The sequence below is a fragment of the Mesorhizobium sp. ESP7-2 genome (assembly GCF_020164715.1).
GTDB lineage: Bacteria > Pseudomonadota > Alphaproteobacteria > Rhizobiales > Rhizobiaceae > Mesorhizobium.
The window spans coordinates 1-26,089 of record NZ_JAIUGQ010000020.1 but is presented as its reverse complement, the minus strand read 5'-3'; the positions used below and the strand labels follow the sequence as shown (position 1 = coordinate 26,089).

The window sequence follows — 26,089 nt, the reverse complement described above, 5'->3', positions numbered from 1 at the left end:
AAGCTCCGAAGACCGTACAAGTGTTCATGAGCAAGCATCTGAAGAAGATGTTCGACCACGTGGCCGCAATGGCTATCCACGCGGACCAAGGATTTTAAAGCGGCAAGCGCTCCAGCGCTGCTACCGCAGTCATGACCCCTCGCAGCTCGGCAAGACCCTTGAGGCGGCCGATCATCGGATAGCCGGGATGGGTCGGCTTGCCGACATCGTCGAGCAGCTCGTGACCGTGATCGGGTCGCATCGGGATGCGCCAGTCGCGCCGCCCTTCTTCGAGCCGCCGCTTTTGCTCGCGCAGCAATATCGTAATCAGGGCCACCATGTCGGTGTCGCCTCCCAAATGCTCGGCCTCCATGAAGGAGCCGTCCGGTTCGTTGGCGACATTGCGCAAATGGGCAAAATGGATGCGTTCGGCAAAGCGCGCCGCGATCGCCGGCACGTCGTTGTCCGGTCCCGCCCCCAGCGAACCGGAGCATAGCGTGAGACCATTCGAGCGCGACGGCACCGCATCAAGCGTGAAGGCGATGTCCTCGGCGTTGGACACGATGCGCGGCAGGCCGAACAACGGACGCGGCGGATCATCGGGGTGTACGCACATATTGATGCCGAGCTCCTCGGCGGTGGGGATGACGGCGGCAAGAAAGCGCACGAAGTTCTGCCGCAGTTCCGCCTTCGCCATGCCGTGGTAGCGAGCGAGCACGGCCTTCAGCCCCGGCACGTCATAGCGCTCGTAGGCGCCCGGCAGGCCGGCCATGATGTTGGCCAGCAGGCGCGCGCGGTCGCCTTCCGAAGAGGCGCCGAACCATGCTCTGGCCCGAGCCATGATTTCGGGCGTGTGCTCCTCTTCGGCACCGCGACGTTCGAGAATGAAGCAGTCGAAGGCAGCATATTCGTGCGCATTGAAACGCAGCGCCGTACCGCCTCCCGGCAGCGGCGCGGCCAACTCGGTGCGGGTCCAGTCGAGCACCGGCATGAAATTGTAGCAAACGGTGGTGATGCCGCAACGGGCCAGGTTTCTGAGCGATTGCCGATAGTTGGCGAAGAGCGGCTCCAGATCGCCATCTCCGGATTTGATGGTCTCGTGAACCGGAAGGCTCTCCACGACGCGCCACTCCAGCCCGAGCTCCGTATCGGCAATCACGCGCTTGCGCTTTTCGATCTCATCAACGCTCCACGCCACACCATAGGGGATGTGGTGCAGCGCCGTGACGATGCCTGTCGCTCCGGCTTGCCTGATATGGGAGAGCCGGACGGCGTCGTCCGGGCCGAACCAGCGGAAGGTCTGTTCCATCGCCTTGCGATCCTTGCGTATTTTCAATGGGAGGGAAGTTGCGGCCCGCAGCGGTCAGTCGTCGGCCTGGATCAGATCGGGCCGGCTGGCCGCCAGGCCGTGCGTGATCTTCAGCACCTCCGACAGATGCTCGCGCATGCGGGCCTCCGCCGCCGCGATATCGCCATCGAGCACGGCCTTGAAGATCGCCTCGTGCTGGGCGATCAGTGTGTCGACCGGCGTGATCGCCGGCAGGCTGAGGAAGCGCAGACGGTCGAACTGCGCCTTTTCCCGCTCGATGACTCCCCAGACGCTGCTCTGGCCGATGCCGTCGGCCAGAGCAGCGTGAAAGTCGTCGTCGGCTTCGGTGAAGCGTGCCGCGTCACCGCCGGCGTCGCGCTGGCGGGCAAGCGCGACACGCAGGTTCCGCGCGGTTTCCTCGCTGATGCCGTTGGCAGCGGCACTCCGCGCCACCGCGACCTCCAGCGCCTCACGCACGAAGCGGGCACGCTCCACGGCCTTGAGCGAGATGCGGCGCACGAAGCTGCCGCGTTGCGGCAGCACCTCGATCATCTCTTCCTCGACCAGGCGGATCAGCGCCTCGCGCACCGGCGTGCGACTGGTGCCGAAGCGCATGGCCAGTTCGTTCTCCGACAGCCGCTCGCCTGGGGTCAGGCGCAGCGAGACGATATCTCGCCGCAGCGCGGCATGGATCTCGCGCACCGAAGCCGGCATGGTGCGAAAACCCGACGGGCTGGTCGGTCGGATCGCCGGTAGGCCCTTGGTCACGTCCATTCTCCTATTCAAAAAACAAGCTAGGCAGCCAGAGCGATATGGCCGGTATGTAGGATACCAGCATCAGAACGATAATATTGCAGATCAGGAAGGGCACGATGGCCTTGCTGACCTGGGCAAGCGAAACCTTGCCGATGTTGGCGGCAACGAACAGGCATACGCCGACCGGCGGCGTGGTCAGGCCGATCATCAAATTCAGGATGCAGAAGATCGCGAAATGGATCGGATCGATGCCTACCTGCGTGGCGACCGCCAGAAGCGGCGGAAACAGGATGATGAGAGCGGCTATCGTTTCCATGAAGGTGCCGACGATCAGCAGCAGGATGTTGATGAACAGGATGATGAGATACTTGTTCGTCGTCACCGCCAGCATCGCTGCCGCTATCGCCTGCGGAATCTGCTCGCTGGTCATGATCCAGCCGAAGACGTTGGCAAGCCCGACCAGCAGGATAAGCGCGCCCGAGCCGATGGCGCTTTCCAGGAGGATGCCCGGTAGGTCTTTCAGGCGGAACCCCTTGTAGACGAAGAGGCCGATAGCGAAGGCGTACAGCGAGGCGACGATCGACGCCTCGGTGGGCGTGAACACGCCGCCCACGATGCCGACGAGGATGATGAGCGTCATAAGGATCGCCCAGATCGCTGCACGGCTGGAACGCAGCAACACACGGAAGCCGACCCATTCGCCCTTGGGGTAGCCGCGCTGGCGCGACAGGATATAGACAGTGATCAGCATGCCGAGGCCGAGCAGCAAGCCGGGGATCGCGCCGGCCACGAACATCTTGCCTACCGACAGGCCGGTGAGCGTTCCGGCAATGATCATCGGAACGCTTGGCGGAATGATCGGACCGACGGTGGAAGCAGCGGCGGTAAGAGCCGAAGCAAAAGGGGCGTCATATCCGGCCTTCTTCATCGCCGGGATCATGACAGCGCCGATCGAGGCGGTCTCCGCGACAGCCGTGCCGGATATACCGGCGAAGATCATCGAACCGGTGACGTTGGCCAGGCCGAGGCCTCCGCGGATGTGGCCGACAAGCGCATTGCCGAAACGCACGATCTGGTCGGTGATACCGCCGCCGTTCATCAGGTTGCCGGCCAGCACGAAGCCGGGGATGCACAACAGCACGAAGCTGTCCATGCCTGAATACATGAACTGTGCCACGACCGTCAGGTCGATGTCGGCAAGGTAGAGATAAATGGCCGACGCAACACCAAGCGCGATCGCAACCGGCACACCGAGGATGAGGCAGATGGCGAAGCTGCCGAAAAGGGCCGCGACCAGCATCAGATCAGCTCCTCGTGACGCATTGGCTGTCCGAAGCCGAACAGCCGGGCCAGGGAGAAGATGGCAAGCGCAACCGGAATTATCAGCACGGTGACGTAAACGATGAGCATCGGCGCGTCGAGGGATCGTGCGCGCTCGCCGATGCTTCCCGAGACATAGGCGTAGGCACCGGGAATGACGGCGAGGCTGAACAGCATCGTGATGACATCTGCCACCCGCTCGACCTGACGCCGGGCGCGGGCTGGCAGGGATGCGGTGAAGAGATCGACATTGACCAGGTCGCCGCGCAGGACGGCGAGGCCGCACGAAAAGGCGACCATGTGCAGCAACGCGAAACGCGCCACCTCCTCGGTCCAGGCCGGTGACGGGAAGCCTGGCAGACGGCCGAGCACCTGTATGGTCACGACGGCGATGAGAACGGCGAAAGCAATGATGGTTCCGGCTTTGCAGATCGCCTTCAGGCCAGCCAGCAGCATACCGACGGTTCGTTTCATGGGCTCCTCCCAGACGAGCGCCGGGTCGTTATCGCGGTCCGGCGTTCATGGTCCTTGTGGGGTCGACAAAAGTGGAGAAGCCGCCCAAGGGCGGTTTCCCGACTCGCCTATTTCGTGGCGAGAATGTCCTCGTAAAGCGGCTTCAGGTCGGCGCCGAGCGAGGCGGTGACCGCATCCTTGCCCCTGGTGGCGAACGCCTGCTTGTCCACGTCGATGAACTCCATGCCTTTGGCCTTCAGTTCGTCGGCGATGCGAGCCTCGTCGGCCAGGAACAGCTTGCGCTCGAATTCCTGCGCCACGGCGGCCGCTTCCCGGATGGCTTTCTGCTGCTCATCTGGCAGCTTGCCGAGTTTCCGGCTGCCGCCGACGAGGTAGATCCAGCTCAGCACGTGGTCGGTCTTGTTCAGATATTTCTGCACCTCGAAGAAACTCGCCGACTGGATCAGGGCGAGCGGGTTCTCCTGCGCGTCGACGACATGGCTCTGCAGCGAGGTGAAGACCTCGGAGAAGGCCATCGGCGTCGGTTTGGCGCCGAGCGCCTGCCAGAACGAGACGAACAACGGCACGTTCGGCACACGCAGTTTGAGGCCGGCGAGTTCATCGGGCGTGCGGATCGCCTTGTTGGCGGTCAGTTCGCGCGGACCGCGCGCAAACCAGGTCAGCGGAACGAGCTTGGTCTTGTCCTCGATCTCGGCGGCGATCTTCTGGCCGACGGAGCCCCCGATCACGGCCTTCATATGGTCGAAATCGCGGATGGCGTAAGGCACGGCGAGCAAGGCTGCGAGCGGCGCCCAGTTCTGCAGTGACTCGCCGGTGATCGTGAAATCGACGGTGCCGAGCTGGATGCCTTTGATGAGGTCGGTTTCCTTGCCTAGCTGCTCGTTCGGAAAGACCTTGATCTCGATCTCGCCATTGGTGCGGGTGGCGACCTCCTCGGCGAACTTCAGCGAGGCCTTGTGCCAGCTGTTCTGCTCGTTCGCGAGATGGCCAAGCTTCAATACGGTCTTGGCTTGGGCACGGCCGACGATGGTGATGCTGGCGCCGGCTCCGAGAGCGGTGGCCAGCACACTGCGGCGTGAAATCTTGGTATCGAACACAGTCTTTCCTCCTTCAGTTGTTATGCATCAGTCAAAGGCGAGATGAACCTTGACGACCTGTCCCGGTTCGCTCTCGATCAGCGAAAACGCAGCCTTCGCCTCGGCGGCGGCAAAGGTGTGGGTAATCATGGCGGCCGGACGCAACCTCCCTTGCTCCAGCCACCTGATGACTTGCGGCAAGAGTCTACGGCTGAGCCGTGACCCGTGCAGCGACAGTTCCTTCCTGACGATCTCCTGCTGACTGACGTTGCACGGCGCGGGTGAAAAGCCGAGCAGGCCGATGCGGCCGGCGGGACTTGCCAGCCCGCAGGCCTCGGCCAGGAGCGCCGGTACGCCTGCACCGTCGATGACCACTGAGGGCCCGAGGCCTTCGTTCTCGCCCGCGACGGCGACCGGCACGGACTCTTTGGCGGAGTGGATGACGCGGTCGGCGCCGAAGGCCTCTGCGCGCTCCAGGCGCTTGGCGTCGAGATCAGCCAAAATCACCCGTGCGCCATGGAGCTTCGCCACCTGAAGGACCGTAAGGCCCACGGTGCCAGCACCGTAGACAAGCACCACATCGTCTGCCGAGCAGCCAGTGCGCGAAAGGACGTTGGCCGCGATCGAAAACGGCTCGGCGAGCGCGGCCACTTCGACCGGCAGCGTGGGGGCCAGTTTCACCGCATTGGCGGCGGGCACGACAACCCGATCGCGGAAGCCCCCGTCACGATGGACGCCCAGCACCTCCAGATTGGCGCAGACATTGGACCGGCCGACTCGACAGGCATAGCAAAGGCCGCAGGAAATCACCGGGTCGACGACGACGCGGTCGCCCGGCGTCAATCCCGTCGCCTGCGGCCCGACAGCCTCGACGACACCTGCAAATTCATGGCCGATGATGCGCGGATATTTTGCAAAGGGATTGGTGCCGTGGAGAATGTGGATATCTGAGCCGCAGATACCTGCGCGCTGCACGCGCACCATCACATCGCCCGCTCCCAGCGCGCGCGGCTCGTTCTCCATCAGGACCAAGGCGCCCGGCCTTTCGACGGCGACGGCAACCATGCTTCCTCCAAACTTCCATACTAGTGTGCATTACCGGTATGGAAGTTTGTTCGGCCTGTCAATTAATGCATCAGACTCTCGGCACCAACGTCTTCAGGTCTTCATTCGCATCGGAGACGACGAGCTTCACGCTCCTGAGGCCGCGCCGCGTCAGCTTGCGAAGCAATTGGCTGGTTGACACGGGCACATGTCACAGCTCATCCGGCCCTTCCGATATCGGCACCGGGACCTTCAGATGGAAGGAGACCGGTATTCTCCTTCTCCCTTGTTCAAGCGGATTGCCGGGCGATAATTTGGAAGCCGAGATCCTTGACCCGTCCAGCAGGCGGTTCGCCGTCAAAGCGCGCCAGGATCGCCTTGGCGGCAGTGAGCCCGAGCTCCGTCCGGTCGACCCGGACTGTGGTAAGCGGCGGCACGACATGGGCCGCGAAATCCTGATCCCCGAAGCCGATGACGGCGATCTCGTCGGGTACCCGCAGGCCGCGGACGTTGGCCTCGATAAGAACCCCGTGCGCGAGCAGATCGGAGCTGCAAAAAATCGCTCCACCCCTGAAATTCTGCTCGTCAACGAGAATCCGCAGAGCCTCGCGACCGCGTGCAAGGCTAGCGCCTCCCACGAAATTAATCTGCGTAACGTCGATGCCCGCACGGCGGCCGATCTCCTTTACGAAAGCGTCCTTGCGCCTGAGCGCGCGTTCATCGCCAGCGGAAACCGTCGCAGCGTTCTTGTAGCCGGCCTCCAATACGAATTCCGCCACTGCGCGGCCCGTCTCGACATGCGAAAAGCCGACGCAGAGATCGATCGGTGTCTCGGTCATGTCCCACAATTCCACTACAGGAATTCCGGCCGCCATCAGCATGCGGCGCGCCTCCAGCATATGGTGGATGCCGGTCAGGAGCATCGCGTCTGGCCGGCGGGAAAGAAGCGTCACGATCGCTCTTTCCTCTTCCTTCGGGTCGAAGCCCGTTTCGGACAAAAGGATCTGGTAGCCGTGCCCGGCGATGCCCTCACTGAAGGCCTGGATCATTGAGGAATAGACGATATTCGTGATGGAAGGCACCAGCGCCCCAATGAGGCGGCTACGGCGAGAGGCTAGCGCGCCGGCTATCGCATTCGGTACGAACCCGGTCATTTCGATGGCGTTGCGGATCTTCTCGAACGTTGCCGGGGAGACCTTCGACGGGTCGCTCAGCGCCCGCGAAACGGTGACCTGAGAAACACCGGCCAGGCGGCCGACCGTTGCCATGGTAACGGGACGGCTGGAGCCTTCTTTCGCCCGCTCGACGTTTCCGCCGTCGTACCTGTCTCGCCGGCCCGACCCGGTCTTGCTCATGCCATTTCCGTTTCCCGCCGCGATCAAGCTTGCTCAAGAACAGCTTCACTTGTCTTGTGCTGTTTGCTGCGCCTTGCAAGAATGATTGATACCCAAATGGACCCGGCGATCAAGAACCACATCAGAACGGCAATCCAGCTCTTGGTGAAAAAGATCGTCAGGTCGCCGAACGATTCGAGGCTCTTCACGAAATAGATCTCGGCTGAAGGCCCGAGGATGAAGCCGATGATGAAAGGGGCGATCTCGATGCCAATCTTCAGCGCGAACCAACCGAAGACACCGAAGATCAGAAGCGTCCACACATCGAACATCACGCCGTAATTGGTGGTGTAGGCGCCGACCATGCACATCATCACGATGAGTGGAAAGAGAATGTGCTTCGGCACGGTGACGATCAGCGCCAGATAGCGAATGGCGAGATACATCATGGCGAACATCGCGAGATTGGCGATCAGCATCGCCACGATTATCGCGTCCCAGGTTCCGGAATTGTTGCCGATGAAAAGCGGCCCCACCTGCACACCTTGAAGAGTGAAGGCGCCGATGAGTAGCGCCGTCGTCGAGTCGCCGGGAATGCCGAGCGAGAGCAGCGGGATCAGAGCGCCGCCGGTCAGCCCGTTGTTGCCGGATTCGGAGGCGATGACGCCTGCGGGCTCTCCCTTGCCGAAGCGTTCGGGATTTCGCGAGAAAGTCTTGGCGTTCGAATAGGCGAGGATCGAGGCCGCCGATCCGCCGACGCCGGGCAGGATGCCAACAAAGGTGCCGATGCCCGAGGAGCGGATCAGGTTCCATATCTGACCTCGGAACAGCGAAAACGAAAAAGTCGAATGCTTGCCGAGCTTAAGCTCGCTGATGTCCTGTCCTTCGGGAACGCCCTGTTGTGCTTCTTCAAGGACGGCCGCGATACCGAACAGGCCGATCAGGACGGGCAGCAGGGAAAAGCCGTTGTCCAGCCAGTATTCGAGACCGGGCGGCACCAACCGGATTTCGCCATTGCCGCCGTTCGAGGTGGCGTAGGTGCCGATGAGGCTGATGAAGATGCCGAGAAAGCCGGAAAAGACACCCATTAGCATGTCGCTGCTGAGCGCGCCCATCACGGTGAGCGCGAAAAGAATGATCAGGAACTTCTCGACATAGGAGAAGCGGATCGCGAAGTCGGCGAGCGCCGGAGCAAACAGGTAGAGGATGAGCAGGCTGAAGAGGCCGCCGAAAAGGGAGGAGATGATACCGATGCGCAATGCTTTCTCCCCCTCTCCTTTCCGCGTCATTGGATAGCCGTCGAGCGTCGTGGTGATCGAGGAGGGAGTACCCGGTATGCCGATCAGGATGGCCGGCACCAGCCCGCCAGATATGCCGCCGACATAGAGACCGAGCAGCAGGGCGAGGCCGTTCGTGAGTCCCAGAGAATAAGTGAGCGGGAGGCAGACCGCGACCGCCATCGTTGCTGTCAGCCCCGGAATGGCCCCGAAGACGATGCCCACGAAGGTTCCGCCAACGATGAGCGACAGGAAAAGCGGGGTGACGAAATCGAAAAGTTCCATGGAGTTCAGGCCCGCGGACGGATTGATCAGGGAAGCGACAGGAAGAAGACGTCGTTGAACAGCCACCACGTCAGCACGGGCGCAATGGCGGCCATCATGACAACCGGCAAGACCGTTCTGAGGTTGCGCTGGTGCATGAAGAGCAGCGACGTCAACAAAACGAAGGGAATGGAGCAAGCCAGGAACCCGAAGCCGGTGTTCGGCATCAGTTCGCCGACGGGTTCGAGGAGCGCGAAATAGATGAAGCACAGCCCGATCGCGCCGAAGAACCGCATCTTGTCCATCTGTGAGACGATGCCGCGCCAATAGGCGCCTGATCCGGCAATGGAACGGCGCCGGGTGACGACGATCGCAAGGCCGAGGATCGCAAGGATCGCGCCGATCACTCCCGGGAAGACGAGGTGCGACGTTTCGAAGTTGATGGTGACGTGGGTAAGGCTGCTCATGCCGTCTCCTGTGCAAGAAGGAAAAGGGCCGGTTTCACCCGGCCCCGCCGTCACTTGCCGGAAATCTTCGCAATGATCCCGTTGTAGGCTGCGTTCTTCTCTTCGAGATGCGCGGCCGCTTCCTTCGAGGGCTTGAAATTCGGAATGAAGAAGGCCTGCTTCTGGCGTTCCTGGATCTTGCCTTCGGCGAAGACATCCTTGAGCGCCGCGTCGATCGCATCGACCATGCCCTGATCCATGTCCTTGTTGTAGAGGAAGAAGAATTCCTTGTCGAAGGTGAAGTCCTTCTTGCCGTCTTCAGTCACGCTCGTCTTCGGGCTGGTGTATTTCAACATATCGTCTCGAGTCGTCTTGCCCATGCCCATTTCCGGGGCTTGCTCGATCGTTTCCGGCCGCGCCGTGATCCAGACAAAGCGCATCGCCTTCTGGTCCGATTCCGGCAATTGCGTGAACTGCTCGTTGGCCTGGATCGAGCCGTTGATGACGTCGGCAAGATCGTCGAACATCGCCTGGTTCTTGTCGGACTGGCTGCCCGTCTTCACCGAGACGATGTTGGCCTCCGAACCGGGCGACAGGATGCTTGCGGCATTCTTCATCGCGGAAAAGCCGATTTCGGAAACCCCGCCGGGCTCGATCGCCACGCGGATCTTGGTGCCGGCGGCGGCGGCCTTGAAGATGTCGTCCATCGATTTATAGGGCGAATCCTTGGCCACCAGATAGGCATTGCCCGGATTGATCGCGACCGTCGGGCCGATCTTGTACTTCGTGAAGATGTCGTCGAAGCCGTGCACGCCGTAGAGATGTGAGAGATAGGCAGAATCGTGGAAGATCATGATCGTCGTCCCGCGCCCGTCGCGTTCCAGCGCCTTGAACGCTTCATTGGCGCCGACTGCATCCACCTTCATGTTCACGCCAAGCTTTTGGGACAGCGCGTCGGCGACGATGGCGGAGTTCTGGTAGGTGTCGCCACCGGTCGATGACGAACCGATCACCATCCGGATATTGTGCGGCAAATCCCGAGCGGCCGCAGCCAACGGCTGCGTGAGAAACATTGCCGCGCCGACGACCACAATCATTCTACGGGTAATTTTCATCTTTCCTCCCATACCCAGCCCACTGGCGGGGTTCCTCATTTCATGGCATGCACAAGCCCGCAGTGAATGCGCATACATTATCTTGTTCGGTTCATTTGCGCCTGTCAACTCTCATAGTATTCGTTGCGGATAACGAAATCTGGATGGGCCGGCTGCGGTTGACACGAAATGATGAAAGCGCATACATAATTGCTGTTTCAAGGAATAGTCGATGGTCCCAGGAAAAAAGAGCCCGGAAACGCTTCGCAGCGCACGCTGGTTCGCACCGGATGACCTGCGCAGTTTCGGACATCGGTCCCGTATGATGCAGATGGGGCTCGCGCCGGAGGACTGGGCCGGCAAACCAATCATCGGCATCCTGAACACATGGTCCGAGATGAACCCCTGTCACCTGCATTTCCGTGACAGGGCCGAGGACGTGAAAAAAGGCATCGTGCAGGCGGGCGGTCTCGGTGTCGAAATTCCGACGATTTCGATCGACGAGAGCTTCACCAAGCCGACATCCATGCTCTACCGCAACATGATTGCCATGGAGACGGAAGAGACGATCCGGTCCCATCCGCTCGACGGCGTGGTGCTGATGGGCGGTTGCGACAAGTCGACCCCGGGTCTGACCATGGGCGCGATCACCGCTGGCATTCCCTTCATTTATCTCCCCGCGGGTCCGATGCTGCGGGGCAACTATGCCGGCAGGGCGCTGGGCTCCGGTTCGGACGCCTGGAAGTACTGGGACGAGCGGCGGGCGGGCAATATTTCCGACGACGAATGGCTGGGTGTGGAAGGCGGCATCGCCCGTTCCTATGGTCACTGCATGACCATGGGCACGGCTTCGACCATGACAGCGATTGCCGAGGCCATGGGCCTCTGCCTGCCCGGTGCATCTTCCATTCCCGCCCCCGATGCCAACCACAAGCGCATGAGTGCGGCCTGCGGGCGCCGGATCGTCGACATGGTCTGGGAAGACCTGACCCCGGACAAAATCGTGACCGAAGCCGCCGTCCGCAACGCTGCCATCGTCGCCATGGCAACGGGCTGCTCCACCAATGCGGTCGTGCACCTTTTGGCGATGGCGCGGCGGGCCGGCGTGAAGCTGAGCCTCGACGACCTCGACGCTCTCGGACGGATAACGCCGCTGATCGCCAACATCCGGCCTTCGGGCAAGGACTACCTGATGGAGGATTTCTATTTCGCCGGCGGCTTGAGGGCGCTGATGAATGAGCTCGGAGACCGGCTGGACAGAAGCAGCATCACCTGCACCGGACGACCGCTCGGCGAAACGCTGGCAGGCGCGGAGGTCTACAACGATGACGTCATCCGCCCGCTTTCCAATCCGGTTTATTACGAAGGTTCGTTAGCCGTGCTCAGGGGCAACCTCTGTCCCGACGGCGCCGTGATGAAGCCGGCTGCCTGCGATCCGCGTTTTCATGTGCATGAAGGCCCGGCGCTCGTTTTCGACAGCTACCCGGAAATGAAGGCGGCCATCGACGACGAAGATCTCGACGTAACGCCGGACCATGTGCTGGTGCTGCGCAATGCAGGCCCACAGGGGGGCCCCGGCTTTCCCGAGTGGGGCATGCTGCCGATCCCCAAGGCGCTGGTCAAGAAGGGCCACCGCGACATGCTGCGCATTTCGGATGCCCGCATGTCCGGCACGTCCTACGGCGCCTGCATCCTGCATGTCGCCCCGGAATCCTTCATTGGCGGACCGCTGGCGCTCCTGAAGAGCGGCGATATCGTCCGGCTGGACCTGCCGAACCGCCGTCTGGACATGCTTGTCGGTGAAGAGGAGCTTGCCGCCCGCAGGGCTGCCTGGATACCGCCGGAACCGCGTTTCGAGCGCGGTTGGGGCTACATGTTCCAGCGCCATGTCGCCCAGGCGAACGAGGGCTGCGATTTCGACTTCCTGACCCGCGATTTCGGCCAGCCGGCCGGCGAGCCTGACATTTTCTGAACGGACGAGGAAAAGCCATGTCCCACGACCTCGACAAGGCCTTGACCGGTATTTCCGGCATTCTCGTCACGCCCTACGACACGGACGGGAATGTCGCACCCAAACGCCTTCAGCCGATCATCGACCACGCGTTGCAGGCCGGTGTCCACATCCCCGTCGTCAACGGCAACACGGGCGAGTTTTACGCCCTGACGACAGACGAAGCCTGCACCATGGTGCGTGAGGTGACGGCGATGGTTGCCGGTCGCGCACCGGTGCTGGCCGGCATCGGCCGGTCGATCCGCGACGCCTGCCGACTCGCCATGGCTTCCGCCAATGCGGGCGCCGCCGCGCTGATGATCCACCAGCCGCCGGATCCCTTCGTTTCTCCGCGCGGAACGGTCGAATACGTCAAGGCGGTCAGCGAGGCTTCCGGCGGCCTGCCGGTCATGCTCTATCTGCGCAACGATGCCATCGGAACCAGGGCGATTGCCGACCTTTGCGCCCTTCCGGGTGTGAGGGGCGTGAAGTGGGCGACGCCGAACCCGATGAAGCTTGCCGAGGCGATAGCGGCCTGCGATCCGTCGATCGTCTGGGTCGGCGGCCTCGCGGAAGTCTGGGCCCCCACCTTCTACGCGGTCGGCGCGCGGGGCTTCACCTCCGGTCTGATCAATCTCTGGCCGGAACGTTCGATCGCGATCCATTCGGCGCTCGAGGCCGGCGACTATGCCACCGCCCGCGAACTGATCGCCGGCATGCGCGCCTTCGAGGAAGTGCGCGCCGAAGAGCTGAACGGAACCAATGTCACCGGCGTCAAGGCCGCTCTCCAGGCGGTCGGCAAGGATTGCGGCCCGACGCGGCCGCCGTCCGCCTGGCCTCTGACCGCCGGCCAGCAGGAAAAGATGCTCGCTTTCCTGAGATCCTCAGGACTCGTCTGAACCCACCCAGAGGAAAGCCCCGTCATGAAATCTGAAACCAGATCCAAACTCATGGGCGTGTCCGTCGCGACGCTGGCGACTGCCCTCTTTAAGCGCGGCCTGCGCAACCAGGTGATCCAGGGCGTCCATCCGGTGGCCCCCAAGGGCCGCAATATGGTCGGCCCTGCCTTCACGCTGCGCTACATGCCTGCCCGGGAGGACCGCAACCAACTCAGCGAGTTCCGCAATCCGAAGCATCCCCAGCGCGTCGCGATCGAGACCTGTCCCGAAGGCCATGTCATGGTGATCGACAGCCGCAAGGATGCCCGGGCGGCAAGCGCGGGCGACATTCTGATCACCCGGCTCATGATGCGCGGTGGCGCCGGCATCGTGACCGACGGCGGCTTCCGCGACGCCGCAACGATCGGCGCGCTCGACATTCCGGCCTATCACGCCCGCCCCTCAAGCCCGACGAACCTGACGCTGCATGAAGCGATCGAGATCAATGGGCCGATCGGTTGCGGCGATGCGCCGATCTTTCCCGGCGACATCGTCGTCGGCGACGAAGACTGCGTGATCGTCATTCCCGCCCATCTGGCCGAGGAGGTGGCCGACGAAGCGGTGGAAATGTCGGCTTACGAGGATTTTGTGGTCGAGCAGGTGAAGAATGGCCAGACCATCACCGGTCTCTACCCTTGCACGAAGGAGGAACACCAGGCCGCTTTCGCCGAGTGGCGAAAGAGCAACGGCCGATAGACCGTTGCGCTACCGGAGGAGCAGGAAAGCCGTGGCATGAACCTGTCCGTTTAATGGAAGGCGACCCGGATTTGAGAACACATGTGTCAGAAGGAGGAGGGACGCAAATGCAAGCACCGCAGGATCCAACGCGATCACTCCGGTCGCGGCAGGCACGTTTCGCAAGATGTGCTCGTGCGAGAGATGAGAGAAGCCATGAAATCGATTGGTCGCAGAAAGGGATGGCAAGGCGTGCCATTCGGAAATCCGCCAGCCTTCCGGCCGTGCTTTACATGCGCTGCTGGTAGCGCTACCAATTCAGATGGAGGACGCGGCAAGACTGCAAGCTGCGTATGTATGGAGTGGACGTCTCCCTCGCAGGCGTCGCATCGCTCGGGAGGGAATCGATGGCATCCGTTGCGATCCGCGATGTCTACAAATCCTTCGGCGCCGCCGAAATTCTCCATGGCGTCGGGATCGATATAGAAGACGGCGAGTTCGTGACGCTGGTCGGCCCGTCGGGCTGTGGGAAGTCGACACTGTTGCGCATGATCGCGGGCCTAGAAGGCATCACGCGCGGCGAGATCGCCATTGGCGGGCGCATTGTCAACACGGTCGCCCCCAAGGAACGCGACATTGCCATGGTGTTCCAGAATTACGCGCTTTACCCACATATGACGGTGCGCGAGAACATGGCGTTCTCCCTGATGTTGAAGCGTGTCTCGAAGCAGGAGAGCGATGGCAAGGTCGAGCGTGCCGCGGAAATTCTCAACCTCACGCCGCTGCTGTCGCGCTATCCCCGGCAGCTTTCGGGCGGGCAGCGGCAGCGCGTGGCCATGGGCCGGGCGATCGTGCGCGACCCGCAGGTCTTTTTGTTTGACGAGCCGCTCTCCAATCTCGATGCCAAACTGCGCGTGCAGATGCGCGCGGAGATCAAGGAACTGCACCAGCGCCTGAAGACCACGACCGTCTATGTCACTCACGATCAGATCGAGGCGATGACGATGGCCGACAAGATCGTCGTCATGCATGACGGCAATGTGGAGCAGATCGGACGACCGCTCGATCTTTATGACCGGCCGGACAATCTTTTCGTGGCGATGTTCATCGGCTCCCCAGCAATGAACATGCTGACAGGCCGCATTGGCGCCGGCGGCTTCGAAGGCAGCGGCGGCGTCGCCATAGATTTGCCGCGGACGCCGCAAAACCTGAATAACGGTCCGGTGGTGCTTGGCATACGGCCCGAGCATCTACGCCTTTCCGACCAGGGCTTCCCCGTCACCATTTCGGTCGTCGAACCGACCGGGTCGGAGTTGCAGATTATCGGCCGCGCGCCTGGCGGTGAAGAGATCGTCGCGAATTTCCGGGAGCGCCACCCGTTCCAGCCCGGCGAAACCGTCAAGCTTGCCGCCGAGCCGAGCCTGATCCATCTCTTTGACGCAGATACGGGCCGCCGGCTTTGAACATACCGAGGTCTCAGCCAATCAAAACAGGAGGAAATGGCAATGAGATTCACCAGACGCGACGTGATACGAACCAGCGCCGGTGCGGCGGCTGCCGGAGCAATCGGCAACCGCCTGCTTGGCACGCCAGCCTTTGCCCAGGATGCGCCGAAATACACGCCCGAAAAAGGCGCCAAGCTCAGGCTCCTTCGCTGGTCGCCGTTTGTCCAGGGCGATGAGACCGCCTGGCTGGCGCTGACGAAGAAATTCACCGATGCCACCGGTGTCGAGGTGCGCGTCGACAAGGAGAGCTGGGAGGACATTCGTCCCAAGGCGGCGGTCGCGGCCAATGTCGGCTCGGGCCCCGACCTGATGTTCGTCTGGTTCGACGATCCCTTCCAATATCCCGACAAGCTCCTCGATGTGACCGATCTCGGAGATTATCTGGGCAAGAAGTATGGCGGCTGGCACGAGGGCCCGAAGAGCTACGCCACCAAGGACGGCAAGTTCATCGGCTTGCCGCTGGCCACCATAGGCAACGCCATCGTCTACCGCGAGAGCTGGGTCAAGGAGGCCGGTTTCTCCGAGTTCCCGAAAGACACCGACAGCTTCCTCGAATTGTGCAAGGCCATGCAGGCTAAAGGCAATCCGGCCGGCTTCACCCATGGGCATGGCGTCGGTGACGGCAACAACTACGCTCATTGGCTGTTGTGGAGCCATGGTGGCAAGATGGTCGACGAGAACAGCAAGGTGGTGATCAACAGTCCCGAGACGATGAAGGCGATCGAATATGCTCAGGCGCTCTACAAGACCTTCATCCCCGGCACGGAAAGCTGGCTCGACGTGAACAACAACCGCGCCTTCCTGGCCGGAGAGTTGTCCGTCATCGCCAACGGTATCTCGGCCTATGAAACCGCCAGGATCAACAAGGACAAGGATCCTAAGTTGACTGAAATGGCCAAGGACATCCGCACCGCTAGCTTGCCGATCGGTCCGATCGGCAAGGCGGTGGAGCTTTACCAGGTCACCTCGGCGGTGATCTTCAACTACACGCCCTATCCGAACGCGGCCAAGGCCTATCTGCAGTTCGTGTTCGAGGAACCGCAGATGTCGGAATGGATCAAGGGCTCTTCCGGCTATTGCTGCCAAACCTTGAAGGCCTACGACGACAATCCGATCTGGAAGGCCGATCCGAACTATGCGCCCTATGCCAAAGCGTCCGCAACGCTGCGCAACAACGGCTACGCCGGGCCGCTCGGCTACGCTTCGGCCGCCACCATGGCCGACTATGTGCTGGTCGACATGTTCGCCAAGGCGGTGACCGGTCGGGCGACGCCACAGGAGGCAATGGAAGAGGCCGAGAAGCGCGCCAACCGGTATTACCGGGTGTAGTCCGCACGTCTTCTTCCGTTCACGGAAGAAGACGCTTGTATTTTCGGGTCGGCCGCAGCGTGGGTCGAGACGTGCCGCCGAAATGCAAGCGCCCTATAAGGAGAGCGCGGGGCCGTGAGATCCGCGCGCCAGCAGTCTTCTCCACGAAGGCGGAAAGACTGCTGGCTCCGGCCACTCGATACCCACCAGAGGAGCTTTTTCATGGCCGTGACAACCGCCGCTGCCCCGCCCCGCCCCTCCTTCTTGTCGCGCATTGCGGAAAGCCGCGGGCTGCTTAGCTTCGGCTTTATGCTGCCGACAGTGGTGCTGCTGCTGGTCTTCCTGACCTATCCGCTGGGGCTCGGCGTCTGGCTCGGCTTCACCGACGCCCGCATCGGCAGGCCAGGCGTCTTCATCGGTCTGGAAAACTACGAATATCTCTGGGACGACAGCGTGTTCTGGCTGTCCGTGTTCAACACGCTTCTCTACACGGTGAGCGCGTCGATCCTGAAGTTCGCCCTCGGGCTATGGCTGGCGTTGCTGCTCAACGAGAACCTGCCGTTCAAATCCTTTTTCCGCGCGGTGGTGCTTCTTCCCTGGGTGGTGCCGACGGTGTTGTCGGCGATCGCTTTCTGGTGGATCTACGATTCGCAGTTCTCGATCATCTCCTGGGCTCTCAAGCAGATGGGCCTCATCGATCACAACATCAATTTCCTTGGCGATCCGCAGAACGCCCGCGCTTCAGTGATCGCCGCCAATGTCTGGCGCGGCATTCCCTTCGTCGCCATAACCCTGCTCGCCGGCCTGCAGACGATCCCGCAATCGCTTTACGAAGCTGCCACGCTGGACGGCGCCGGTCGCTGGCAGCTGTTTCGCTATGTCACCCTGCCGCTGCTGACGCCGATCATCGCCATCACCATGACCTTTTCGGTTCTGTTCACCTTCACCGATTTCCAGCTCATCTATGTGCTGACGCGCGGCGGCCCGGTGAACGCCACACATCTCATGGCGACGCTTTCTTTCCAACGCGGCATTTCGGGCGGGCAACTCGGTGAAGGCGCAGCGATCGCGGTAGCGATGATCCCCTTCCTGCTAGGCGCGATCCTGTTCAGCTATTTCGGCTTGCAGCGGCGCAGATGGCAGCAAGGCGGCGGAGATTGAGATGGCTCTAATCAACGCTAAACCGAACCCCGCCGGCGGCGACGACGGTGGCATGACCTATTTGCAAAGCATGCCGCGCCGCGTGGTGACGGTCTACCTTCCGTTGGCGATTTTCGTCATCGTGCTGCTCTTTCCCTTCTACTGGATGACGATCACCGCCATCAAACCCAACGCGGAGATGACAAGCTACGATACATCGAGCCCGTTCTGGGTGGTCCACCCGACGTTGCAGAACATCCGTTACCTGCTGTTCGAGACCTCCTATCCGGGCTGGCTGCTCAATACGACGATCATCTCGGTCGCCGCTACCGTGCTTTCGCTCATCGCCGCGGTGTTGGCTGCCTATGCGATCGAGCGGCTGCGCTTTTCCGGGTCGCGCCAGGTCGGGCTCGCCGTCTTTCTCGCCTACCTAGTGCCGCCGTCCATCCTGTTCATTCCGCTGTCGGTCATGGTCTTCAATCTCGGGCTCTATGACACGCCCTTTGCCCTGATTTTGACTTATCCGACTTTCCTGGTGCCTTTCTGCACCTGGTTGCTGATGGGCTATTTTCGTTCCATTCCCTTCGAACTGGAAGAGTGCGCGCTCATCGATGGCGCCAGCCGCTGGCAGGTGCTGACCAAGATCGTGCTGCCGCTGTCGGTGCCGGGGCTGATCTCCGCCGGTATCTTCGCCTTCACGCTGTCGTGGAACGAGTTCATCTACGCTCTGACCTTCATTCAGTCGTCCGAAAACAAGACCGTGCCGGTGGGCGTGCTGACCGAGCTCGTCCGCTCCGACGTCTACGAATGGGGTTCGCTAATGGCCGGCGCCCTGATCGGGTCGCTGCCGGTGGTGATCCTTTATTCCTTCTTCGTCGAGCACTATGTTTCGTCAATGACCGGGGCGGTCAAAGAGTAGCCCAGCGCAATAGGGCAACTGACAGCAACGGCAATTTCCGGCGTTCCGCCATCGCAGCTGAGTCCACACGATACCCGGTGGCCGAACACGGCGTTAGCAGACGAATTCGCCAAAACTCTTGGCTTCCTTCAGGCGACGCTTCTCGATCGCTGGTGATCGTCCTTCGCCGATGGCGCGCCTCGCGTCGATGCACTTCTCCCGAGCCCGGGCGAGTGAAATCCCGTCGCGTCCGTACCCTCTCAGACAGATGGTCTCCCGGCGGCCGTTGAGCCTGTAATCCAGGCGAAAGGAGATCGCGCCACTTGGCATAACGCGGACATACATCCCGTCGTGGTCTGCAACTTTGTAGATTTTGTCTTTGGGTTTCAGCGCAATTTCAAGGGCTCGTAGTGGCGATTCCCTTTTATCGTCAATGCCTTGAAGCGAAAAAGTACCGTCACGAGGATCGTGTCCCTCTGCGTGGTGTAGCTGGCGGCATTGGTCGCCGTGCTCTCCGGCATGGGCCGGGCTGATCAGCGCGCCACGCAGAGGGACACGATCTGATTGGCCGCGACGGTACTTTTGAAAATTCGTGTGAGCAATATGCCGAAGGCCCGTCAGGCAGGCCGCCAAAGCCAAGCTCTGCGTACCGATAGTCACCGAATGTCGGTGGCATTTTTTTGTTCCAGAATCAGCGCTTCGCGATAGACCGGCGGGCACGATCCGCATCACGATGCCAACTGTTGAAATTGCCAATGCGTCTCGCACACTCTATCGCTAGAACCATCCAAAGAGTTCTGTCCGGAACGATTGATCATGGGTGGCGTGATTAGTGCGTAGTCAGCAGACCCTCGCGTCGCCTCAACCGAACTTTAGGCAAACCGATGCCTTTCGCCCAGGGCGTGTCTTCGTCTCTCGCTTGGTCGTCAGTTGTGTGCTGATATCCATGCCAACGGCGGTCCAAGCTCACATAATTCAGTCTGGATCCGGGGGGTTCGGCAGCGGATTCGAACATCCGCTGACCGGCCCCGATCATTTTCTGGCGATGTTCGCCGTCGGCCTGTGGGGTGCTCAAATCGGCGGACGATCAATATGGACGCTGCCGGTTGCCTTCCCGCTGATCATGGTTCTCGGCGGCATCGCCGGCATTGCGGGAATCCCTCTACCCGGCGTGGAGATCGGAATCGCGCTTTCGATCATCGCGCTAGGACTGGCCATTGCATGCGCCTGGCGGCCGGCGGAATGGATGGCCTTGCTGTTGATCGCAGTGTTTGCGATCTGTCATGGATATGCTCACGGTGCGGAGCTTCCGAACGCAGCCGATCCAGCCGACTACGCAATCGGGTTTGTCATCGCCACCGGCTTGATCCATCTTCTTGGCATCGGGGTCGGGCTTGTTCTAGGCAAGCCGTTCGGCGGACGGCTATCGCAAGTGCTGGGCGGGCTGATCGCGGTTGGAGGCATCTATTTCCTTGTCACTTGAGAACGACACTGAGCGAACAACGCCCGGGGCTCTGCGCTGGTCCGGCCCCCTGCTGGCATTCCTCGGGATTGCCTCGATCTGCGCTCTCATATTGGAGACGCGATCCGAACGGACAGTGACGACATGGTGGATTCTCAACAGTGGCCTTTCCGCAGAACGGGTCATGCCGCTTGCCGGATTGGGTGTGGCGATCGCACTAGCGCGCGGACGCCACGTGGCTGTCGCACTGGCAACATTCCTCCTGGGCGTCGTGCTCGGAATTGCCTTTCGTGATCGGTATCTCGCGATCATGGCGGACGTCCCCGGGGTGACGACGCACCTTTTCCTGACCGGGCCAGTTTCGGCGCTTACGGCCGGCCTGCTGTTGATCCTGCCTGCCCGCGTCAGACGATGGATTCTTCCCGTTGGCGCCATGTTGATCGGCGCGATGCTCGGTGTCGCCACAACGCTGACCGACCCCACTTTGCATGATCCCGCAATTTCGATGATCGCCACTCTCATCGGCTTGTGGATCTTGGCTGCCATTGGTCTCAGCGGGCACGCCTTCTGGCACGGCTGGTTTCCGATTGCCGCGCGCATCCTTGGCAGCTGGCTGATTGCGATCGGCCTTCTTCTTGGAGGCGCGGCAATTGCCTCCAAGCCTCCGGTGCTTGCACCACCGCCTCCGCCGGCATCGTTGACCGAAGGCGGAGCAAACCGCTTTGAAACACCGTTTCCGGGCATCAATCGGCAAGGCGACCGTTCACGGAACGCTGCAAGGCCATCCCTTCCGTGAACAAGCGCTGTGAGGTTGCCGGGGAATTTCGGTTCGACCGTCTTTGCAGGGTACTTCTGAGGCTCCGCCGCCAACGGTTTGGCGGGATGAGCCCGAATATCTCACCCTCTCCTATCCGTTCGCTTTTCATCAACGGGCCGATAATGGCCCGGCATTTCCAGTGCATGAGCCACATCCGTCTCGCGCACATTCTCGATGGGCCTCAAAATGCGGATGGACCTGGTCGGCATGTTTGCCACCATGATGCCGATGACCGTCTCGACATCCGGGCATCCCTGATCGCGGCAAATGATTTCATTGACCGAAATGGTCACATCTTCGGACCAACCGATATGGGCTCTCACCCAATCCTTGATTCTCGACGAAGAGGGAGGGACCGTTCTGCTGCGAGGTGCCAGCGGATTGAAGAAGGGTATCATGCACGGCATGCCAGAAAGCCGTCATTGATGATGTCCTTGCGCAGGTTACGGCCAATGAACACCAGACGGCTGACGCGCTCCTCGTCGTCCTTCCAAGGCCGCTGATGATCGCCCTCCAGCAGCATATGGACAGCTTGCACGACGAAGCGATCATTGTCTCCCTTGAATGCGAGGATTCCCTTCATGCGCAGAATGTCCATTCCGAAGTGCTGCGTGATCATCCCGATCCATGGCATGAACCTTTGAGGGTCGAGCGGTTCCTTCATCACCAGCGAAAAACTCGTCACGTGTTCGTCGTGTTCGTGCTCGTGAAACGCGTCGAGAAAGTCCGGCTCGACCTCGAGAATCCGATCGAGGTCAAAGGCGTTCCGATCTAGAATCTTTTCGAGACCGACACTGCAGCGCTCCGTCCCATGGATCGCTGCGGTGGGGTTGATGCGGCGGATGCGCTCCTCCACCTGTTTCTGCTCTTCGGCTGAAACGAGATCGGTCTTGTTAAGGAGAACGATATCGGCGAAGGCGAGTTGTTCCTGCGCCTCATGCGCTTTGCCTAGCTCGCCTAGAAGGTGCTTGGCATCGACAACGGTGATGATGGCGTCCAGCTTGGTCTTTGTGCGCACATCCTCATCGACGAAAAACGTCTGCGCGACTGGCGCGGGATCGGCCAGGCCGGTGGTTTCCACGAGGATCGCGTCGAACCGGTCGCGTCTGCGCATCAGACCTTCGATGATGCGGATCAGATCGCCACGAACCGTGCAGCAGATACATCCGTTGTTCATCTCAAAGACCTCCTCATCAGCATCGACGATCAGATCGTTGTCTATGCCGACTTCGCCGAATTCATTGACGATGACGGCGTATTTCTTGCCATGCTTCTCGGTCAGGATGCGGTTGAGCAACGTGGTTTTCCCGGATCCAAGATAACCGGTAAGCACGGTTACCGGGGTGCGCTCGACAGGCATTGGCATCAATCTTTCCTTCCAAATGATGATCTGGATTCTCAGAGAATTAGGTATCTGCCGTTCAAAGGGTTGCGTTCGCTTCGACAAGGCAGTCAGCGCATAGCCCGCTAAGTTCGAGGCTCACGGCCTCGATCTTAAAACTCTGGCGTCCCGCCCCTTCGGCAAGCCGGCGATCGATGATGTCGTCGCAGAACTCGGCGACCCGGCCGCATCGTTCGCAAATCGCCAGAATTGCTGCCCCCTGACCATGGGCATGCGGGCCGGCGCACAACACGAATGCATTCAGGCTCTCGATTTTGTGGACGGTACCATCCTGGATGAGTTTCTTGACCGCCCGATAGACCTGCACTGGCGATCGGATGCCTTGCGGCCTGATTTCATCGAGGATGTCATACGCGCTGACCGGCTTGCGGGCATGGGAGATGACCTCCAACACCAGCTTTTGGTTCCTCGTTAGCTCGGGTATCTGCCCCACCGTCGCAGTTTGCCCATATGATCGACGAAGCATAGCGGGTCACACTCGTTATAAGATAACATTACGATTCTTTGTTAGCGAACGTAATAACATAACCTATCCACCCGTCAACCACAACGTTCCGGAATGCAACGGCCATATCCCGAACTTTGTTTCCATGCTGCGCACCACGTGCGCACTCTACCTGCGCAACAGGCAATCACTTGACAGCGAACCCGCGGAATTGGCGAACAAGGCAACCTTAGGCGGGTGTTACTCAAAATCCCGTGTAGCAGCCGCCTGCTACCGGCGACCCGAATTTTGGCGCTATGGGATTAGAAATGGCGAACTTCACCGAGGCGGTGTAGAGTTCAGCTCAAAAGAGGAGTAAGCCGTGCTAACGGCGACGCCCAAGCGAATCTGGGAGGATTCATGGTTGAGATCATCTCCAAGCGGGATGGACCGCGGCGCGAGGACGTGCAAGTCAAGAGACTGATCGAGCAAAACCGCTCGACCATCGTTCGCCTTGCCGAGCAGATCAGCGGCGGCGGCTATTCGGCATCCAGGAAGCCGCGCCAGCAACCGAAGGCGGAAGGTTTGATCATCCATGTTGGCGGCAGTGCTGCGCCTGTGGCTGAAGCCAAACCGTCAATCCAGGTCACCATCAACGGCCGCGTGATCTCGAAGGATCAGAACACCGGCCGCCAACTTCATCACATCGGCGATATCCGCAACCGGAGCGGGGACCAGATCTTCGTGCTGGCGACGAAACAGAATGGCTTTTTCTCGCCGGTGGACGAAACCGTCGCCGAAGCACTTGCCGAGTTGGACGGATCCCGCCTTGCGCCCACCTATACCGAAGAACAGCTTGCCGCCGATATCGGCGCGAAACTCGGCATCGACTGATGAGGCAGACGCCCGGGCGTGCTTGTGCACGTCCAATCCGCGTCAGCTTGCGAAACGCGACAGCATACAGAAATAGCATACCCCAATACGTTCTGTGATGGCTGAATGAAACGCGAGATAGGCCCCAATCAGATGAAGATCGATGCTCTTCCGGCGCGTGCGTCAATGGCCGCCGGGCAAATGGTTCTGGGCAACATCGACTATGACGAGCGGGCCACCATGCGCGCCTGGGAAGATTTTCTGGCCGACGCGCCCAAATGCGCCCGCGACGCAGTCCAACCAAGCCACGTCCGCTCCCTCATCCACGATTCCTGGTATCGCAGCGTCACCGGCGGCATCAACGCCCAGGGGATTGAAGCGCCGCTGAGCAGTGATCGCGACGAGATCGAATATCTGACCCGGTCCAATGCAGAACTGCTTGCGGCGGCGCGGCGGTCGTTCGACTCCCTTGGCCAGTTGTTGCAAGGGACAGGCGCGATGCTTGTGCTTGCCGACAGTGACGGCGTGCTGATCGACGCGATCGGCGACAAGAAGACCCTGCACGACGGCATGGATATCCATCTGGGGATCGGCGGCAAATGGAACGAGGACGCCGTCGGCACCAACGGCATCGGCACGGCGCTGTGGACCGGTGAGCCGACTTTCGTTCATGCGGCAGAGCATTTCTGCGCGGGCATCAAATCCTGGACCTGCGCCGGGGCGCCGATCCGCGACCCGCTCGACGGCAAGATTATCGGGGTCGTCGACCTGTCAGGCTATTCGCCGATCTTCCGGCCGCACAACACCGCGCTCGTCGCCGCCACCGCCCGGCAGATCGAAAAAGCGCTCGCCGAACAGCAGCAGGAGCAGCGCACGCGCCTGCTCGAAGCCTTCATTTCCTCGGCCCCTAGCTACCGCCGAAAGGACGGGTTGGTGATCGTCGACCACCGTGGCCGGGCGATCTTCTGCAACAATGTGCCCAACGGCGATACGACGGATATGATGGACGGCCCGATGGAGCCGGGCCGCGGTCGTTGGCTTATGAACCTGCCGGCGTCCGGCTCCGACGCCGATCTTGCCAAGGCGTTGCCGGCGCATCTGCGATCCTGCCACGTTACGCCGCTGAAGCTCGACGGCGACCTTCGCGGCGCAGCTCTGGTGTTCCCCTCCATGCCGGCCGTCTCCAGCGCGATGACAGTAAGCCGGGAGGTTAACAAGCACCTGCAGACAGCCGCGGAGATGATCGTCGGCGAAAGCGAGAAGCTGCTCGCCGCCGTCGATGTCGCCTCCCGCGTGGCGCGGTCGAACGGCGTCACGTCACTGCTCATAGAGGGTGAAACCGGGGTTGGAAAAGAGCTGTTCGCGCGGCTTGTCCATGCCGGCAGCCGGCGCACCGAAAACGATCCGTTCATCGCCATGAATTGTGGGGCGATAACCAAGGAATTGTTCGGCAGCGAATTGTTCGGCCATGTGGCCGGGGCCTTCACCGGAGCCTCGCGTGAGGGCAAGCCGGGCATCTTCGAAATGGCCAATGGCGGCGTGCTGAGTCTTGACGAAATCGGCGAGTTGCCGCTGGAGATTCAGCCATTCCTGTTGCGCGTCCTGGAAGAGCGTGTGGTCCACCGCATCGGCGACTCAAGGGGCCGGCCGGTGGACGTGCGACTGGTTGCCTCGACCAACCGCGACCTCAAGCAGGAAGTGGCGGCCGGGCGCTTCCGCAGTGACCTCTACTACCGGATCGGTGCCGTCTCGATTCAAGTCCCGGCCTTGCGCGAGCGCGGCGACGACATACTTTTGCTGATCGAGCATTTCAACCGCCGAATCGCGGCGCTGGCCGGCAATGAGCCGTTGGAGTTTTCAAACGACGCATTCGACGCGCTGCTCGCCTATCGCTGGCCGGGCAATGTGCGCGAACTGAAGAACCTGGTGGAGCGCCTGCACATACTGGCGCGCGGCAGCACGATCGAGCTCCAGGATCTTCCCGGTGAAATCAATGCGGCCAGCAACAACGCGGCCATCCACAGCGACCATCCCGCAGCCATGCTCGAGGCACCGGTATGCACATTCGAGGATGCCGAACGCCAGGCGATCAAGAACGCGCTGGCGGCAGAGAGCGGCAATCTCAGCAAGGTCGCCGTCAGGCTCGGTATCTCGCGGCCGACGCTTTATCGCAAGCTCGGCCAATACGGCATTCGGCGCGGCTTCCTCTAGAGCGGGATGAGATTAGCTTTGGTCATAGCCTGAGTTTTCGAAGTAGTGTGAGCACTCTGTCGGTGTGACGCGG

The 26,089-nt window shown here is 61.2% G+C and carries 24 protein-coding genes and 1 pseudogene; 11 read left to right on the top strand and 14 right to left on the bottom strand.

The annotated features are described in order from the left end of the window. Positions 1-94: 94 nt before the first annotated feature. The 10 genes from uxuA to LB543_RS19250 form a co-directional block, all read right to left on the bottom strand. Entirely contained in the window at positions 95-1,288 is a 1,194-nt protein-coding gene (gene uxuA / locus LB543_RS19295) for a mannonate dehydratase (protein ID WP_224615200.1), read from the bottom strand. Positions 1,289-1,342: 54 nt separating this feature from the next. Further along, positions 1,343-2,056, bottom strand: coding sequence for a GntR family transcriptional regulator (locus LB543_RS19290; protein WP_224615199.1), 714 nt, complete (start codon positions 2,054-2,056; stop codon positions 1,343-1,345). A gap of 10 nt (positions 2,057-2,066) precedes the next feature. Then, positions 2,067-3,344: a TRAP transporter large permease gene (locus LB543_RS19285; protein ID WP_140808226.1), complete on the bottom strand. Its 1,278-nt coding sequence runs from the start codon at positions 3,342-3,344 to the stop codon at positions 2,067-2,069. Beyond that, positions 3,344-3,838, bottom strand: coding sequence for a TRAP transporter small permease (locus LB543_RS19280; RefSeq protein WP_140756907.1), 495 nt, complete (start codon positions 3,836-3,838; stop codon positions 3,344-3,346). The genes LB543_RS19285 and LB543_RS19280 overlap by 1 nt, the downstream gene beginning before the upstream one ends. Before the next feature lie 107 nt (positions 3,839-3,945). Further along, positions 3,946-4,935 carry a TRAP transporter substrate-binding protein gene (locus LB543_RS19275; protein ID WP_224615198.1) on the bottom strand — a complete coding sequence of 330 codons (990 nt, stop codon included), beginning with the start codon at positions 4,933-4,935 and terminating at the stop codon, positions 3,946-3,948. Between the two features lie 27 nt (positions 4,936-4,962). Continuing rightward, on the bottom strand, positions 4,963-5,979 hold the full coding sequence (locus tag LB543_RS19270; protein WP_224615197.1) for a Zn-dependent oxidoreductase: 1,017 nt from the start codon (positions 5,977-5,979) through the stop codon (positions 4,963-4,965). A 269-nt stretch (positions 5,980-6,248) separates the two neighbouring features. After that, positions 6,249-7,313 carry a LacI family DNA-binding transcriptional regulator gene (locus LB543_RS19265; RefSeq protein WP_224615196.1) on the bottom strand — a complete coding sequence of 355 codons (1,065 nt, stop codon included), beginning with the start codon at positions 7,311-7,313 and terminating at the stop codon, positions 6,249-6,251. A 23-nt stretch (positions 7,314-7,336) separates the two neighbouring features. Next, the gene (locus LB543_RS19260) at positions 7,337-8,854 is read right to left on the bottom strand and encodes a tripartite tricarboxylate transporter permease (protein ID WP_224615195.1); all 1,518 of its coding nucleotides are present in this window, start codon (positions 8,852-8,854) and stop codon (positions 7,337-7,339) included. 26 nt (positions 8,855-8,880) lie between these two features. Then, the gene (locus tag LB543_RS19255) at positions 8,881-9,300 is read right to left on the bottom strand and encodes a tripartite tricarboxylate transporter TctB family protein (protein ID WP_224589931.1); all 420 of its coding nucleotides are present in this window, start codon (positions 9,298-9,300) and stop codon (positions 8,881-8,883) included. 50 nt (positions 9,301-9,350) lie between these two features. Continuing rightward, entirely contained in the window at positions 9,351-10,394 is a 1,044-nt protein-coding gene (locus LB543_RS19250) for an ABC transporter substrate-binding protein (RefSeq protein ID WP_224615194.1), read from the bottom strand. Between the two features lie 211 nt (positions 10,395-10,605). Here LB543_RS19250 and araD point away from each other — a divergent pair, with 211 nt between their 5' ends. From araD to LB543_RS19215, 7 genes are all read left to right on the top strand, one after another. Next, positions 10,606-12,345 (top strand): L-arabinonate dehydratase, encoded by a 1,740-nt coding sequence (gene araD, locus LB543_RS19245; protein ID WP_224615193.1) that lies wholly within the window; start codon positions 10,606-10,608, stop codon positions 12,343-12,345. Between the two features lie 17 nt (positions 12,346-12,362). Next, positions 12,363-13,262 (top strand): dihydrodipicolinate synthase family protein, encoded by a 900-nt coding sequence (locus LB543_RS19240; protein ID WP_224615192.1) that lies wholly within the window; start codon positions 12,363-12,365, stop codon positions 13,260-13,262. Between the two features lie 24 nt (positions 13,263-13,286). Next, positions 13,287-13,997, top strand: a complete 711-nt coding sequence (locus LB543_RS19235) for a ribonuclease activity regulator RraA (RefSeq protein ID WP_224615191.1) — start codon at positions 13,287-13,289, stop codon at positions 13,995-13,997. Positions 13,998-14,383: 386 nt separating this feature from the next. Then, on the top strand, positions 14,384-15,439 hold the full coding sequence (locus tag LB543_RS19230) for an ABC transporter ATP-binding protein (RefSeq protein ID WP_224615190.1): 1,056 nt from the start codon (positions 14,384-14,386) through the stop codon (positions 15,437-15,439). 42 nt (positions 15,440-15,481) lie between these two features. After that, positions 15,482-16,810 (top strand): ABC transporter substrate-binding protein, encoded by a 1,329-nt coding sequence (locus tag LB543_RS19225; protein ID WP_224615189.1) that lies wholly within the window; start codon positions 15,482-15,484, stop codon positions 16,808-16,810. A 288-nt stretch (positions 16,811-17,098) separates the two neighbouring features. Further along, positions 17,099-17,950, top strand: a complete 852-nt coding sequence (locus tag LB543_RS19220; RefSeq protein ID WP_411908769.1) for a carbohydrate ABC transporter permease — start codon at positions 17,099-17,101, stop codon at positions 17,948-17,950. 1 nt (position 17,951) lies between these two features. After that, the gene (locus LB543_RS19215; RefSeq protein WP_224615188.1) at positions 17,952-18,848 is read left to right on the top strand and encodes a carbohydrate ABC transporter permease; all 897 of its coding nucleotides are present in this window, start codon (positions 17,952-17,954) and stop codon (positions 18,846-18,848) included. A gap of 102 nt (positions 18,849-18,950) precedes the next feature. Here LB543_RS19215 and LB543_RS19210 read toward each other — a convergent pair. Then, a pseudogene (locus tag LB543_RS19210) lies at positions 18,951-19,223 on the bottom strand (Arm DNA-binding domain-containing protein); the annotation flags it as partial. 436 nt (positions 19,224-19,659) lie between these two features. On the opposite strand from LB543_RS19210, the gene LB543_RS19205 reads away from it, so the two are divergent. After that, positions 19,660-20,310: a HupE/UreJ family protein gene (locus tag LB543_RS19205; RefSeq protein WP_318012983.1), complete on the top strand. Its 651-nt coding sequence runs from the start codon at positions 19,660-19,662 to the stop codon at positions 20,308-20,310. Next, positions 20,300-21,085, top strand: coding sequence for a hypothetical protein (locus LB543_RS19200; protein ID WP_224615187.1), 786 nt, complete (start codon positions 20,300-20,302; stop codon positions 21,083-21,085). The genes LB543_RS19205 and LB543_RS19200 overlap by 11 nt, the downstream gene beginning before the upstream one ends. 101 nt (positions 21,086-21,186) lie before the next feature. Here the strand turns inward: LB543_RS19200 and LB543_RS19195 are convergent, their stop codons facing one another. The 3 genes from LB543_RS19195 to LB543_RS19185 form a co-directional block, all read right to left on the bottom strand. Next, positions 21,187-21,429, bottom strand: a complete 243-nt coding sequence (locus LB543_RS19195; RefSeq protein ID WP_140756873.1) for a hypothetical protein — start codon at positions 21,427-21,429, stop codon at positions 21,187-21,189. A 71-nt stretch (positions 21,430-21,500) separates the two neighbouring features. Further along, positions 21,501-22,472 carry a CobW family GTP-binding protein gene (locus LB543_RS19190; protein ID WP_224615257.1) on the bottom strand — a complete coding sequence of 324 codons (972 nt, stop codon included), beginning with the start codon at positions 22,470-22,472 and terminating at the stop codon, positions 21,501-21,503. 55 nt (positions 22,473-22,527) lie between these two features. Next, positions 22,528-22,974, bottom strand: coding sequence for a Fur family transcriptional regulator (locus LB543_RS19185; RefSeq protein WP_224615186.1), 447 nt, complete (start codon positions 22,972-22,974; stop codon positions 22,528-22,530). A gap of 378 nt (positions 22,975-23,352) precedes the next feature. Here LB543_RS19185 and LB543_RS19180 point away from each other — a divergent pair, with 378 nt between their 5' ends. Both LB543_RS19180 and LB543_RS19175 read left to right on the top strand, forming a co-directional pair. After that, positions 23,353-23,826, top strand: a complete 474-nt coding sequence (locus tag LB543_RS19180; RefSeq protein ID WP_224615185.1) for a hypothetical protein — start codon at positions 23,353-23,355, stop codon at positions 23,824-23,826. Between the two features lie 105 nt (positions 23,827-23,931). Further along, on the top strand, positions 23,932-26,016 hold the full coding sequence (locus LB543_RS19175; protein WP_140756867.1) for a sigma-54-dependent Fis family transcriptional regulator: 2,085 nt from the start codon (positions 23,932-23,934) through the stop codon (positions 26,014-26,016). Positions 26,017-26,089 lie beyond the last annotated feature (73 nt).